The sequence below is a fragment of the Halobellus rufus genome, assembly GCF_000739575.1.
In the GTDB taxonomy this organism is placed as follows: domain Archaea; phylum Halobacteriota; class Halobacteria; order Halobacteriales; family Haloferacaceae; genus Haloquadratum; species Haloquadratum rufum.
Genome location: NZ_BBJO01000033.1, coordinates 1 through 13,715 on the forward strand (window position 1 = coordinate 1; position 13,715 = coordinate 13,715).

13 protein-coding genes and 2 pseudogenes are annotated in these 13,715 nt (G+C 55.3%); 6 read left to right on the top strand and 9 right to left on the bottom strand.

Features of this window, described 5'->3' with window-relative positions; genetic code table 11:
* From ACP99_RS20985 to ACP99_RS21255, 4 genes and pseudogenes are all read right to left on the bottom strand, one after another.
* Nucleotides 1-186 (bottom strand): annotated as a pseudogene (locus ACP99_RS20985) (RNA-guided endonuclease TnpB family protein); the annotation flags it as partial.
* Nucleotides 187-379: 193 nt separating this feature from the next.
* Entirely contained in the window at nt 380-1,150 is a 771-nt protein-coding gene (locus ACP99_RS13640) for a CPBP family intramembrane glutamic endopeptidase (RefSeq protein ID WP_049987132.1), read from the bottom strand.
* Between the two features lie 121 nt (nt 1,151-1,271).
* The gene (locus ACP99_RS13645) at nt 1,272-2,120 is read right to left on the bottom strand and encodes a CPBP family glutamic-type intramembrane protease (protein WP_049987133.1); all 849 of its coding nucleotides are present in this window, start codon (nt 2,118-2,120) and stop codon (nt 1,272-1,274) included.
* A complete protein-coding gene (locus ACP99_RS21255; RefSeq protein ID WP_156105730.1) occupies nt 2,107-2,880 on the bottom strand; it encodes a cupin domain-containing protein in 774 nt (257 codons plus the stop codon). The genes ACP99_RS13645 and ACP99_RS21255 overlap by 14 nt, the downstream gene beginning before the upstream one ends.
* Before the next feature lie 87 nt (nt 2,881-2,967).
* On the opposite strand from ACP99_RS21255, the gene ACP99_RS13655 reads away from it, so the two are divergent.
* The 4 genes from ACP99_RS13655 (at nt 2,968) to ACP99_RS13670 (ending at nt 7,666) form a co-directional block, all read left to right on the top strand.
* Nucleotides 2,968-3,678, top strand: a complete 711-nt coding sequence (locus ACP99_RS13655; RefSeq protein WP_049987135.1) for a helix-turn-helix domain-containing protein — start codon at nt 2,968-2,970, stop codon at nt 3,676-3,678.
* A 515-nt stretch (nt 3,679-4,193) separates the two neighbouring features.
* A complete protein-coding gene (locus ACP99_RS13660; RefSeq protein WP_049987136.1) occupies nt 4,194-5,576 on the top strand; it encodes an ATP-binding protein in 1,383 nt (460 codons plus the stop codon).
* 188 nt (nt 5,577-5,764) lie between these two features.
* On the top strand, nt 5,765-6,376 hold the full coding sequence (locus ACP99_RS13665) for an HD domain-containing protein (RefSeq protein ID WP_049987137.1): 612 nt from the start codon (nt 5,765-5,767) through the stop codon (nt 6,374-6,376).
* A gap of 177 nt (nt 6,377-6,553) precedes the next feature.
* Nucleotides 6,554-7,666 (top strand): peptidase, encoded by a 1,113-nt coding sequence (locus tag ACP99_RS13670; protein WP_049987138.1) that lies wholly within the window; start codon nt 6,554-6,556, stop codon nt 7,664-7,666.
* Between the two features lie 422 nt (nt 7,667-8,088).
* Here the strand turns inward: ACP99_RS13670 and ACP99_RS13675 are convergent, their stop codons facing one another.
* On the bottom strand, nt 8,089-8,667 hold the full coding sequence (locus ACP99_RS13675) for a response regulator transcription factor (protein WP_049987139.1): 579 nt from the start codon (nt 8,665-8,667) through the stop codon (nt 8,089-8,091).
* A gap of 152 nt (nt 8,668-8,819) precedes the next feature.
* On the opposite strand from ACP99_RS13675, the gene ACP99_RS13680 reads away from it, so the two are divergent.
* Both ACP99_RS13680 and ACP99_RS13685 read left to right on the top strand, forming a co-directional pair.
* The gene (locus tag ACP99_RS13680) at nt 8,820-9,173 is read left to right on the top strand and encodes a helix-turn-helix domain-containing protein (RefSeq protein ID WP_049987140.1); all 354 of its coding nucleotides are present in this window, start codon (nt 8,820-8,822) and stop codon (nt 9,171-9,173) included.
* A 345-nt stretch (nt 9,174-9,518) separates the two neighbouring features.
* Nucleotides 9,519-11,171, top strand: a complete 1,653-nt coding sequence (locus tag ACP99_RS13685) for an ATP-binding protein (RefSeq protein ID WP_049987141.1) — start codon at nt 9,519-9,521, stop codon at nt 11,169-11,171.
* Nucleotides 11,172-11,313: 142 nt separating this feature from the next.
* On the opposite strand, the gene ACP99_RS13690 is transcribed toward ACP99_RS13685, so the two are convergent.
* From ACP99_RS13690 to ACP99_RS20075, 4 genes and pseudogenes are all read right to left on the bottom strand, one after another.
* Nucleotides 11,314-11,772: an RDD family protein gene (locus tag ACP99_RS13690; RefSeq protein WP_049987142.1), complete on the bottom strand. Its 459-nt coding sequence runs from the start codon at nt 11,770-11,772 to the stop codon at nt 11,314-11,316.
* A gap of 456 nt (nt 11,773-12,228) precedes the next feature.
* Complete coding sequence (locus ACP99_RS19375; protein ID WP_081927473.1) at nt 12,229-12,513, bottom strand: ArsR/SmtB family transcription factor; 285 nt, start codon at nt 12,511-12,513, stop codon at nt 12,229-12,231.
* Nucleotides 12,514-12,532: 19 nt separating this feature from the next.
* Entirely contained in the window at nt 12,533-13,279 is a 747-nt protein-coding gene (locus tag ACP99_RS13695) for a CPBP family intramembrane glutamic endopeptidase (RefSeq protein ID WP_231554301.1), read from the bottom strand.
* A 313-nt stretch (nt 13,280-13,592) separates the two neighbouring features.
* Nucleotides 13,593-13,715: pseudogene (locus ACP99_RS20075) on the bottom strand (IS5/IS1182 family transposase); the annotation flags it as partial.

A 13,715-nucleotide genomic window follows, 5' to 3' on the forward strand; every position in this document is an offset into this window, starting at 1 on the left:
TTCGGAGTAGAGCGCGTCACGGACCTCTCGCTTGTTGGTCTCACACTGGGTGGAGGAGGTGTCGGACCAACAGTAGTCGGCAGTTCGGTTCGCGCAGTACAGGTATTGTTCAGCGGTTCGGTGGAGTGCGTCGCGTTGTTTGTCGGAAACAGCGAGTTTCACGACGGCGGTTCGACGCACGCCCATAGTTTCAGAGAATACCCGACGGTACTTATAGACTCGGGAGTCGATCGGTCGCAGTGTGGCGGTTGTGTCGTACCATATCGGTTTTCTCCCCGACCTACTCGCTCACTCCGTTCGCTCCTTGAGGTCGGGGGCTCCACCTCGAAAATGCTGAATGATACCCAACTCTCCCCAGAGTGGAAGGTGGTAGCTGCGTTCACAGGAATGCGAGCAGGGCAAGCCCGATTCCAATCGTGTTCACGAGCCCGTGGATGATGCTCACCGTCAGCAAACTGTTCGTTTGTTCGTAAACGTAGCCGAGGATGAAGCCGGTCGCTGCGATGCTCACTACGGCCCCCCAGACGCCAATGGAGAGGAGATCAGAACCTCCGAACCAGTAACTCGGGATGTGCGTGAGGCCGAACCCCACCGAGGTAATGGTGACCGCAGCGATTGTTCCATACGATTCACGTAGGCGGCCCTGAATGACACCGCGGAACAGGAACTCTTCGATTGGCGCGATGAGCAAGAGATTACCGATGAGGAACACGGAATAAATTAACACGGGGTTCTCAACCGCCGCTGCGCTCGAAATATTCGTCGCCGAACCAGATCCGAACTGGCTCACTACGATTTCGGTCAGGAGCGATGCAGTGATAATCGCCGCCAATCCGCCAAGGATCCAACCGCCATCCCGAATCGTCGGCCACCGGAGATCGTAGTGAATCGTCACTGGCCGGAACCGTAGGTAGGCGACGCCGACGAAGGCGAACCAGAGCGTAGCGAGTCCTCCTCCAACGAGGAAGGTCAATGCGAAGCTGTCGCCAAGACCCAACCGTACCTGAAGTCTACTGAAACCTTCAATAATCAGTAGACCGCCGAAGGATGAAACCGTGAGTAGCGCGACGGCTGTAAGGAAGGTTCGAGCGGATCTACGTCCAGCCGACGTCTCGGTCTTTCTTTGGCGATTTTTGGTGATTGAAGCCATTCTGGGGTCAGGCAGAGAATGCCGAACGTGTAGACGCCGTTGGAGAATATAAACACGTAGTGACACGTTCTATCTAACCCCTTGACTGAGTGGTCTCTGTTTGGGCAGGAGTTCTTCTCCCTCAATTGTCTGGTATAGATGGCGCCTCTTGCTGAGACCAGAGAAGGGTTGTTCGACCTGATCCTGTCATCCGCACGGCCACAAAGACGATCGATATAATTGCAGCGTATTCGATGACACCAACGACGAAATGAAGGTTAGAAGGGACGTTCATCGTGATCAAAACCGGTGGATAATTCATTGTCGCATGTATGAGAGCGACTAGCCACAGGTTACGAGTGAGTACGTACACGACCCCGTACGTAAGGCCCATCAGCAGCAATCCAAGCAAGTGGATCGCCAGTGCAGTACCGACTTCGTGTCCCGACGCGAGAAACCACCGTGGAAGGTGGAAGCCAGCAAACAGACCTGCTGCGACCACAACCCCAGCAACTGTCCGACGCGTTTTATCCCCCGCTATAGCGGTAAACTTCTGCTGGAAATACGAACGGAAAACCAGTTCCTCTGGGATTGCGGTGAATAAGAACGAGCTACACAGGGCCGCAAAATAGGGAAGCGGGTGGGCAGCAACGCTTGACCACGAAGCTTCAAACCCGATAGCACCTCCTAGTGCGAGGCTGAATGCGATGAGGTTGTACAGCCCCCAAAACGTAATGAGAACACCAGTTACGGAGATAACTGACTGAGGAGACGAGAAGATCGAGCGTGGTGAGACTCCCTCGATACGGAATGCACCGACAGCCACTGCAACAAGAACTCCGCCCCACACCATACCCAAGATGGGTGGCGGCGATCCGTGCGGGGTCACAAGCAAGAGGAGAGACAGGATCGAAAGCACGACAAGATATGTGATAACCGGGACTGACAAACCACCCTTGAACGCCGGCAGTCGTGTGTCAGTACGTGACATCCTCAGCTTGTCCCCAGTCTGGCTGTTCGACGTGTTGATTCCAGAATGACGCGTCGAGATACGCGTCATCAGTACCGCTCACTCCCGATAGCCGAGCAACTCGACCGACCGTCGCCCACAGGAACCGCTGCGCCAGTATAGGAGCCATCGTCATCGTTGTTTCATCGTAGAGATCGGCTGCTATCACGAGCGCTTGTCCTAATCCCGGCCCGGTGAACTCACCATTACCATCGCTGCCGCCCTCGTGAGCAATCCCCCAGCCGGTGTAGAGGCCTTTTACCGTTCGAATCGATGGAAGCTCAGCCCTGAATGCAACGGTGTCCTCCGTCTCGTTTCGGAACGTGTGTTCTTGTCGTGGGTCAACAGTCAGCGATTCCCCGGGACTGAGATGAATCGGCTCTCCGTCGCAGACAACAGTGAGTTGCCCTTCAAGCACTTTGAATGTCTCAGTCGTCTGGTGGTAGTGAACGGGTGGTGCAGGAGATTCCGGTGATACCCATTGAACAAGGACTGGGCGATCAGTCTCGTCTGGATCTGGCCGCTCCAGCAATGTTGCCCACGTTCGGCTGACAGGGTCAGAAACAAGCGGGTGAGGCGACTGTCGCAGCAGGTCACTAGCAGGGCCCTCGGGGTCTAGTTCGAGTGTTGGTCCGTTAACTGGCGTTCCATCTACGAGCGGCCGACCAGTCAGAAGAGTTCGTCGCTTCGTTTCATCAGTAGGCGGTCTGTCATCAGGAGAGTCCACCACGGTTTCCATCATTGCTCTGTAGTATGCCCCGCCGTGGAATAGAGATTCTGTGAGGTATGTATCGGGGATTTATCCCTTCTCATATTCGAGAGGCCGCTAATGAAACATCTTCAGGTGACAGTTCACGTCGACGATGACCGAGCACCGGAGTTTTTCGCGCTTCTAGCCGATTCAGCAGTCATCGCAGAAGCTCGGTTAATCGACTGGAGTCTGACCACCAGTGAACAGTCGACACTCCTGTATACTGTCGATGGTGACCCAACGGCTTTTGCCGAGCGCGCAGCTGATACGGCCGGGATCGATTCGGTAGATTTGTCCGAAACTACCCAGGGACAGACGTTCGTGATGGTTGTGATGCGCCCGCAAGAAACGCCTCTGTTTGCTGCGATCCATCGAGCAAGCTCACAAGTGGGAATCATCGTCCGCAAACCAATCATCTACCGTAACGGGACGATGTCAGCCCGTGTTATCGGTGACACGTCAGCACTCCAGCGTGCTCTCGAAGCTGCCCCAGATAGCGTCGACGTTCAAATCGATGAAGTAGGACAGCTCGAAAGACACGACGCAGGCCCCGTGGCGAGGCTAAGCGACAGACAACGTGAAGCAATCACAGCCGCGCTCGATCTTGGCTATTATAACCAGCCTCGAAAATCAACTCACGACGATATCGCCGCCGCACTCAACTGCGCACCACCAACAGCCAGCGAGCATCTCCAGAAAGCAGAAGCCAACATCATCCGCACCGTGATGGACCCGTTTCGGCAAGACACGCAGAACTCCTCACAACGGCATAACAGTACCCATCAGTGAAGAATTTGATATACAGATCCCGGCCCAACGGCTGATCTCGTGGATTTCACTTAAAAGCACTCTCTCGTGCAGTACAGTGGATACCGCTCTTGGAGAGTGTTGTAGGACGGTTTCCCAACCCTCTGTGAGAACCGGAATCCCTCAAGACAGCGTCTAGTCAGAACCAGCGCGGACTGTAAGGGTAGGAAAATCGTGAGAGGTGATATCAGTACCAGTAGCAGCCGCGTATGTATCCCCCGTGTGTGACGCTCCTCTGTCACCGTCTTTCGCTGAGCAACCGACAGCGGCGCATCTCATACAATCCCTAGTCCGTTTGCCAGCGTGAGGCTGACGATGACCGTAAATCCTCTCGAGGCCAGTCCGTACTTTAGGAGCTGCCGGCGAAGAAATCCAACGAAAGACCTTGTCGACGCGTCGATAAGTTCTCTGCCACACCAGAAGGTAGAAATAGCGATTTCTGAAATCTTGATTTCCAAAATCGGGAGTTCTATTTGTGTGGGAATGGTATCGGGGGTATGGAACACTTCGTTGATCGGGACGTCGAACTCGATCAACTCACGGCCTGTTACGAGTCCGAGACAGCGGACTTCATCGTGATCTACGGTCGTCGTCGCCTCGGCAAAAGCGAACTCGTTCACCAGTCCATCGCTGACCGGGACGACGCCGTCTACTACCAGGCAGTCGAATCCACTGCGCAGAACCAACTCGAACAGTTCGTCGACACTGCTACCACACAGTTCCCTGCGTTGCAGAACGTCCGCCGTGACTGGGAAGTCCTGCTGGAATCTCTCGGTGATGAGGACGCGATTGTGGTCATCGACGAATTCCCGTTCCTCATCGAAGAGGATGACTCACTCCCGTCACGGATCCAGCGCGTGTGGGATCTGGAGCTCCAAGAGACGGGGATGACGCTCGTGCTCGTCGGCTCGTCGATCAGCGTGATGGAAGAGAAGGTACTCTCCGGAAGCGCGCCGCTGTACGGGCGACGAACAGCGACTATCGACCTCAAACCGCTCGACGTCCCCGACGCTCGTCAGTTTTTCCCGGAGTACGATCCGGAGACGGCTCTTATGGCGTGGGCGATCTACGGCGGTACGCCGTACTATCTGCAAACCATCCATCCCGCTCAGTCGCTCGGCACGAACGTCCAGCAAGGAATCCTCTCAGAACAGGGACTGCTGTACTCCGAACCCGAGTTCCTGCTCCGCACCGAACTCCGACAGCCGAACACGTACTTCAGCATTCTCCGTGCGCTCGCCCACGGGCGACGCACTCCGAACGAGATCGCCGGGATGGCCGGCGTAGAGTCGGGATCACTCAGCACCTATCTACAAAAGCTTCGTCGCCTCCGACTCGTCGAACGCCACATCCCCATAACGGAATCGCCGACGGCCTCGAAACGCGGGCGGTATCGGATCGCTGCACCGTTGTTCCGGTTCTGGTTCCGGTTCGTCTACGGAAAGCAAGACCAGCTGCGGCTGCTCGGCGACGACGCATACGACGAACTCGTCGCACCAGGCCTCGCAGATTACGTGAGCCCACTGTTCGAACGGCTCTGCCAGCGGGCACTCCCAGACCTCGTTGACCGGCAGTTCCGTGACGTCGGGCAGTGGTGGTTCAAGGAACACGAACTGGATGTCCTCGGTCTCACCGACGACGGTCTCGTCGCCGGCGAGTGTAAGTTCACGTCGAACCCCGTGAGCGAAGGTGTCCTCGCCAACCTCGAACGAACAGCCTCGGAGGTCCGGTGGGCAGACGGGCCAGCGGACGGTGAGCCGCTGTACGTGTTGTTCAGCCGCTCTGGGTACACTGACGATCTTGAAACCGCCGCTGACACCCGTGAAGACGTCCGACTGTTCGAGTTATCCGATCTAATGACGACGAATACCACCGCGTAGTAGGGAGTGTCGGGAGCCTATAAAACTCCTCAACAGTGATGTTTCTCGTCCCGAACACGGTGCTTAATTCACGATATCACAAGCCCCAGCAGGCGTGAGAATCCGATTTCAGGTATATTGACTGAGTGTCGGTTATTCGATGAAATGCTCTCGATATTTTGAACTGGCCGCTTGCCTTCCCCCCCAGTATGACGGCCGAGGAACTCGACTCCTTGCTCGAATGGTACGACCTGAAGGACGAACTGCGGACGGGATGGGTGCTCCGGAATATCGACTCGCCTGAATCGGTCGCAGCCCACACGTGGGGGACAGCGACGCTTTGTCTGCTCTATGCCGAGCAGGAAGGTATTGACTGCCAGAAAGCTGTGACGATGGCACTCATTCACGACCTTGGTGAAGCTCGCACTGGCGATATCGCAACCCGCGCGGAGAACGGACGTCAGACCACCCCCACATCAGAGAAGGAGGCAGCTGAACGGAGCGCGGTAACCGATCTCGTCGGGTCATTCAACGACACCGAATTGCTTTCGCTCTGGGAAGAGTACGAAGCCCGCGACAACCCGACGGCACAGTTCGTCAAAGATATGGATCTGGTGGATAATTGTCTCCAGGCGCTCAAGTATGAGCGCCAAGACCGGTACGACGAAGCCGAGACGAATGACCACTTTACCGAGTTCGAGAATCTAGACGAGTTTTTTGCTACCGCCGCGCCACGTTTCCAGACAGAACTCGGTCAGGATCTGTTCAAACGAATTAAATCGAAATACGAACGAGAGCTCGGCCGACCCTGCCAACTCTGAATACGGATTTTTCACTCCCACCTCTCCCGGTCCGTGTACCCGCTATACTGACGGTTGACTACTCGGCTTCCTTCGCGCCTGTACCGTTCCCGGGTCGGTTCTAGACCCGTCAATCGTGACGTATTAGATGGTCGCAACACTCGATGATTTTTGTGTGAGTTATCGAAAAACGTAGCTATGATCGCCCTCCAAACGGCGCCACCCTCGGTCGGTGCTGCAATCGCTTCGCTCGTAGGACTCGCACTCATCGGAGGTCTGCTCGGCGCTATCGGTAGCGTTGTCGTTCGTCGGCTTCGAAACCCCGTGGGAAAATACCGACTGCTGTATGCGGCTGTCCTCTTCCCATATGCACTGCTCGCCTACGGCGTGTTAGCCCTCACCGGAGTCGGTGCTGCCTTCCTCACGATCCTGCCCGCCCCTCCGGAACTCGTGACTCGAGTGCTCGCTGATTTCGTCACGTTCCTCGCGGCCGGCTGTGTCTGGATTGTCTCATATCTTCCAACGGTACGGGGCATCCGCGACGTGCGTGACGTTAATCTCGCCACCAGTACGTCGGTCCGGAAGATGACACGGTATGTCATTGGAGTAAGTGCTCTTCTCACCGTGGTACTCGTCCCACTGCAGGTGGTCTCAATCGAGTCCGCACCATTGGCGCTCGCTGTCGGACTCACAACGCTCGTGCTCGGGATGCTGTACGCGGCACCGTGGCTCATCTCTGTTCTTCGTTCGACATCGAAACCAACTGGAGATACTGCTGCTCAACTGGAGAGACTCTGTGATCGCGCCGGTCTTGACGTTCGAGACGTCCGGATCCTCGACACCGAGAACGAGGAAACTGCGGACACGCTCGTTCGTGGCCCGCCGACCTACCGTCGTCTCTTCGTCACGAGCACGTTTCTTGACGCCTTTGACGACGAGACTGCCACTGCGTTACTGGCGATCGAGGCCGGTCGACTTCGAGCCTACGTCTTCGAGGTGAGGGTCGGGACAGTTCTCGTCGGGGGTCTCGCACTGATCGCGTCTGTCATTGGTATCGGCCCACAGTGGCCGTTACTCGGATTCGCACTGGGGGCGACTCTCGCCGGCTTTTGGCTCGCTCGACAACGGATCCGAGCGGCTGATGAGTACGCCGCCGAGCAGGTCGGGCGAACAACCGTCGCTGATGCGCTCGCCGAGTACGCCGACGTGCACGCCTTGGAACCAACACGACGACTAATTCCGAATCCCCTCTCAGTCAAGGTCGCGCTCGGTGATCGAATTGATCAGCTTCGCTCCGCAAGCAATCCGTGAATGGTTCAGAACACAGCTAGGCGCGTGTAGCCATCGAAGAATTTCAGCGTAATTCAAGGTGGAGCCCCCGATCTCAAGGAGCGAGCGTAGCGAGCGAGTAGGGTACAGACGAGGGGCCGCGTCGCGTTCGTCGGCCTCGCCCTCGACGGCGGCTTGGTGACGAGTATGGTGCCGACGAGGGGTTTATGGTCAAACCGTTACACGAAGGGACCTTAGACGACGTGGACGGAATCGTCACGTATCAACCAGAATTTCGATATGCCGAAAATGAAACGCAGAGCGTCTCGTTTGCGCACCAGAGCAACTCTCGTGAACGCTGTATCCCCTTCCTGCGTTCACCCTCCCTTTGGTCGACACTTGCTGAGGAAGGGGGCTTAGTGCCTCAATTCAGCTGAGATTCGACTGCTGATATTCAATCCAGATCACTTCTCTTCCCGTTCTATCTGGTTGAACTGATTGAGAATACTATCGTCAGTCAGCAGTCGCCGGGCCCGTTGTTCGAGATACTCAGCTTGCTCTGCAGTCTTTGCGTATCCACTATGCTTACGGCGTTTTTTTTGACTCATTTCCGCTTCGAGTACTGTGCGTTTGGCTTCAGCGCTAAAGAATTCCCCGAGCGTTTCGTAGGCGAGAATCTGTCGCTGCTGATCAACCACCGCACGCACATCTTCTCGCTCAACAGGCTTACACAGATAATCGTCGAACGGCATATCCAAAACTTCGACTCCCGGATCAACCGCAGTCACCATAACGACGCGGCCGTAGAAGCCCCGCTCGTCAAGTTCGGATAGCACGTCATCACCAGACATACCCGGCATATGGCGATCTAAGAGCACGATATCGATAGGTGAATCATCGATAATCGAGAGCGCCTCTGCACCACCGTACGCTGTTTGGATTTCGCAGTATCCGCGGAGTCGCAACGCGTACGCATCTGCTACTTCTTGTTCGTCGTCAACAACAAGCGCGCGTACGTTATGTACATCATAGGTTCCGGGCATCTGTTTCGTCTGCTTATCTGTGCGTGGTAGACGAACCCCTATAACTGATGGGCTTTTCTTCCCAGTATATCTGCATTCCTAGAGATGCGGTGAGAGAGAAGTCTGCATACCTAGCACCACCATCCAGTAGGATAGGGTGCCTCTCGAATAGTATGTCTGCCCACCCCAAAGCACCCCAGTCGAAGCATCAATCCGAACGCACCGAGACCAACGGTCTCACGACGGCCGAGCTCCTCGATCTGTTCGGAGATGAGTACACCCGCCGCGTATACGAAGCCATCGCCGAGCAAGCTCGGAGTGGTCGTGATGTGGCTGAAGTCGCCGATATCTCACGACCGACGGCATACCGTCGCCTCAATGATCTTCGTGACGCAGGGCTCGTCCGTACTGAGATGACCATCTGTGAAGATGGCCACCATCGAGAACGATTCGAGGCTGTCGCTACCTCACTCTCGGTCTCTCTTGACGACGGTAGTATGGATGCGAGGGTTAGTGTCACCGACTAACCCCTAAAGCTACGCTCTGCCTGTTTCCGATCTGGAAACGCGGAACTACGTATTATTATCCGCGTGGGATATGCTCCACGTGCCCGTCTTGCCCCTAGATGGGTACCTGAGTGACACCCCGCCCCCACTCTCTCCCCCGACTCCCCCACAACGCACTTCGGCCCTCCGTTCGGAAACGGCAGCGGTCGCTACTTCGAGATGTGCCACGACAACCGAACCAAGTGAAATAGCTGCATATCTAGCCCGTACTGGTTCCCGTTCGATGCCACCAACTGGACTACTCAAAACAAATCACCACCGCATTCATAACACACGACAAACAAGATCGACCTGAGAATTCGAAATATGGCTCTCTTCGTAACACTCGGCGAACTCACTCTCAACGCTGCTGCGGCCGGACTGCTTGGTTGGACGACTTGGACTGCGTTCCAATCTCGGGAACGCCCTAGTGCAGAACCATTCGTTTCACTCCTCGCAGTATTAACACTATGGGCAGTATTGGCCTTCGGCTCTGCATTCCCGGGTGTATCGTCTCACGGGGTACTATCCGGGAGCCTCTCGTTGGGTCAGTTCGGTACCGCACTGATCATCCCGGGTATTTGGATTGTATACGCACTCAGCTACACTGGCCGAGGAACAGGGCTAACGTGGAAACGAATCGCTCTATTCGCCGGTATTGTCATCCCAGTGCTTTTGAGCGGACTTGTAATCGCAACCGGCCCATCAGAGACAGCTATCGAGCGAATGCTAGCTTCGTTAATCGGCTGGGAATTGATCTACGTGTTCATACTGTACGTATACGCGACGTACCTCCTGATCGATTTCGGCAGCAGCCATCCCCGGATTTCGAACACGCATATTGCGGTCCTTGTCGGCGGAGTTTCGGCCCCCTACTTGCTTAGCTTGATAGGAAATAATACCTCTCTCACAAGCAGTTCGACGACTGGCCTGCTCTTGTCCGGTGTACTCCTCGCCGTTGCCGTGCGACGATACCCGGTTATGACTGGTTTCCCGAAAGCCGATTACGTGGCACGAACACGCGTCGTTGAGACTCTGCAGGAGCCAATCTTTGTCCTCGACTGGGACAACCACATTCTTGATGTCAATAAAACCGCAGCAGAGGTATTCGATAGTTCAGCGACGAAAATGATCGGTGAGCCAATCCGGTCAGTTATTGACGATCTCGAACAGACGAATTTCCCTGAGGGCACCACCGGAACCGTTGCACTCCAAACGTCCAAAGGCCGACGACAGTTCCAGTTCAGTGTCTCTGCTGTGACCGAATCCCCAGCCGATGACGAGGACAACCCGATCGCCAGAACGCTGCTCTTCCGAGACGTAACCGATCAGCAAACCCGGGAACAACGACTCACCGTACTCAACCGGATCCTCCGACACAACGTCCGGAACGATCTCGATGTCGTACTCGCATACGCCGACCACATCAACGACGAAGAAATACAATCAGGGATTCAAGATAGCACGGCCGACCTCCTAGAACTTAGCAAGAAAGCCAGAAAGGCCGAGGAAGTAATGACAGCAAGCACAAATCCGCCAGAAACTGTCGACCTCACAGCCATCGCGGAGACAGTCGTCGACCAATTCAAGACTGACGACAATCCAGGAATCATCTCACTTGACTGCCCGGACAAAGTATCAATTACGTCTCATCGAACAGTAATTCAGCAAACACTCACAGAACTCGTCGACAACGCCATCACTCATACAACTACGGACTCACCGCACGTCAAGATCAGTATCCAAACGGATGGAAATGAAACAGCCGAAATCGCTGTTAAGGACAACGGGCCTGGCCTCCCCAAACGAGAACAGGAAATCTTGGTGACTGGAACTGAGACACAGCTCAAGCACGGGCAGGGAATTGGGCTGTGGTTCGTCAACTGGGCAGTCTCCCAGTTGGGGGGCGACCTTCAGTTCGAGCAGAACGACCCTGAAGGAAGTCGCGTTACAATCCGTCTCTACGACACGGCGACCTAAACTGCTCGCATCTACTGTCAATCACATCATCGACACTGCATAGCGATCCGTCACCAAGGGTAACCAACTATCAGTCGGTCAAATTGATTCGTAAAATCAAACGATGAGGTGTGACTTATCTTGTATACCGTGACCTAACGTATCACGAACTGACGACTGTCGTCTCCGCTAGTCGATCACCGAGACGTTGCTTCCGCTCCGAAACCACTGCGCCCACAATCCCGACGAGATACAACCCGGGCAACCAATCGACGAGACGCAAAACGTTCCGTATCAAGGAAGCCCGGAGCGTGAGCGGGGAAGCTTCAACGCTCGCCACACGGATATTCACCAATGCTTTCCCGATCGTCTTCCCAAACCGCCACTCGAAGACTGTGTGATAACCGAGCGCCAGCACGAACCACAGCCCCAACGCGATTGACGCAGGAGTACCGGATAGATCGGTGTTTATGCCTTGTGCCCCTGTTTCGAGTTGTCCCGTGAACACACCTGTAACGAAGATTGCAACGAACAGAAGTGCGATCCACACGAACGAATCGATTCCTATTGCGACACCTCGAATACCGATGCCACAGGGTTCGGTATGATCTGTCTCTTGCATACCTATATAATGCGTAGACTGGCAGGCATATACAACCCAAAACAGTGTTTCTCTATCTGAAATTCGCCGAATACTGTGATGATTGTGATGCATTTTCGCACTTTGGATCTCCTGTGTGAAGTGGTCTATGCACTGCTATTTAGGAGAAACCTAGGAGCGGCACGTCCCAAGAAGAATCTTCAGCGACGTGGAGTGTCGTACTGTTGTGGGGTGTACGTATCGCACCGAAAGGTCTCCATCACGGTGCGGATTCTGGTAGCTTGTACCACCGTTCCTATTTCCGGCAGTAAACAGTAGTCTCTCTAACGAAGCAAGACGTGCTGTGTACCGCTGGGCTTGACACGGAGTTTGGTTTACTGCTGTTGTTTTTCGTCTCTGTCGGGGGGACAGCGGGCGCTATCAAGTACGACCCGCCACCAGCAGTCACCCTCTGCGTGTAAGACTGTTCGAGATACGCTACCTCGGTGCTTTTTTGGAGTACCGTGTATCGACGGCCTCAACGAGACCGGCTTCGCAGAGATGTTCAATGTGGTACTTCGCGTTCTGTATCGACGTGTCAGCTATTGCAGCGAGATCTGAGGTGGTCGCTGGCTCATCGTCAAGCGCCGCTAGTATTTCCTGTGCTGTGTCCGAGGAAATTGTTTGAAGCACGTTAGTCGGGCAGTCGTCGTCAACAACGACACTAGTTCGTTCACGCGGTGTGTGATCAACGGGGTTGGGGTGGGGGAATGCAGTTGGCATAGATTCTGGTTGAAGTGAGTTACCGGGTGTGGTACGTGGTGATGCGGTCGCTGAGTTCCAGTGGTCCATCACGCCAACGGACATACGCGAGTAGTAACAGGCCGCCGAGGAGAGCGAACCCGACAAAGACGAGTCCCTCTTCTCCGACCCACTGAGACGGGCCGATGATGTCGGCAGCGAGGAGTTCCGGGGTCTGCTGTGAATGTCCGAGTCCGAATATCGCGCTTTGTGTGAAATTATAGAACACGTGAAAACCGATACTGAGAGCGAGTTCTCCAGTCAGAACGTATACCCCACTCAGTATGAGGCCAGCTATCAGGTAGTACCCATACTGGCTTAGATGCGTTACTTTCGCACCGTGAAGAAACGCGAACACGAGTGTACTGACCGTGACTGCGAATGCAATAGCCAGCCACCGGGGGATGAATCCCGCCGCTCCCTCCGCAAGGTTCGTCAACATCGCACCGCGGATGATGAATTCTTCCCACGTGGCTGCGACGACGATGTACGCGAACACGACTCCAAGCGCTGGCAGGAACGGTAGCTCGCCGGATACCTGCATAACTCCATTGAATGTGGCCCAACCAGCAGCGAGGGATACGCCGAGTGCTCCAGCGTTGATTACTGTGGCGATGAGGCCGCCGACAGCAACCGAATGCCACCACTCCCGGTCGAATGAGAGACCGAAGCCACTTAGCGGACGTCGGTCAAAGACGCGGGCACTGAGAAGAACCGCACCGGTGAGAATCCCGGCGATCGAAGTCAATTCGAGAAGTTCTCGTACTGGATGGTTGAATCTAGCTCGGATTGCAGTCTGGGAAAGTGCGATGAAAAGAAAGGTCAGCACTGTCGGTAGGAGCGCACGGAGCGGTGCACGGAGTCGGTGGTGCTCAGTGTCCCAGACCGGCCAGAGGAATTGCAGGATTCTCTGACGAAGGCGGAGCGGGAGGATATGGGCAATCATCGATTGTAACGACATACACGGGAGAAGATCAGGAGGATAAGTAGCACCCCCGGCACAACTTCTGACCCAGAAGCTGTGATGGGGGCTCTGGTGAATCGCCAGAAGGCGCTTGGTTTCACGGTTTCACGGCTCGCTTGATGTTGTAGACCGCACACATCAGGACGATCTCACGAAATTCGCGGTACCACGCTCGGGCACGCACCGCGTGGCCGAGCGTCCGCTTGATCGTTGAGAAGAC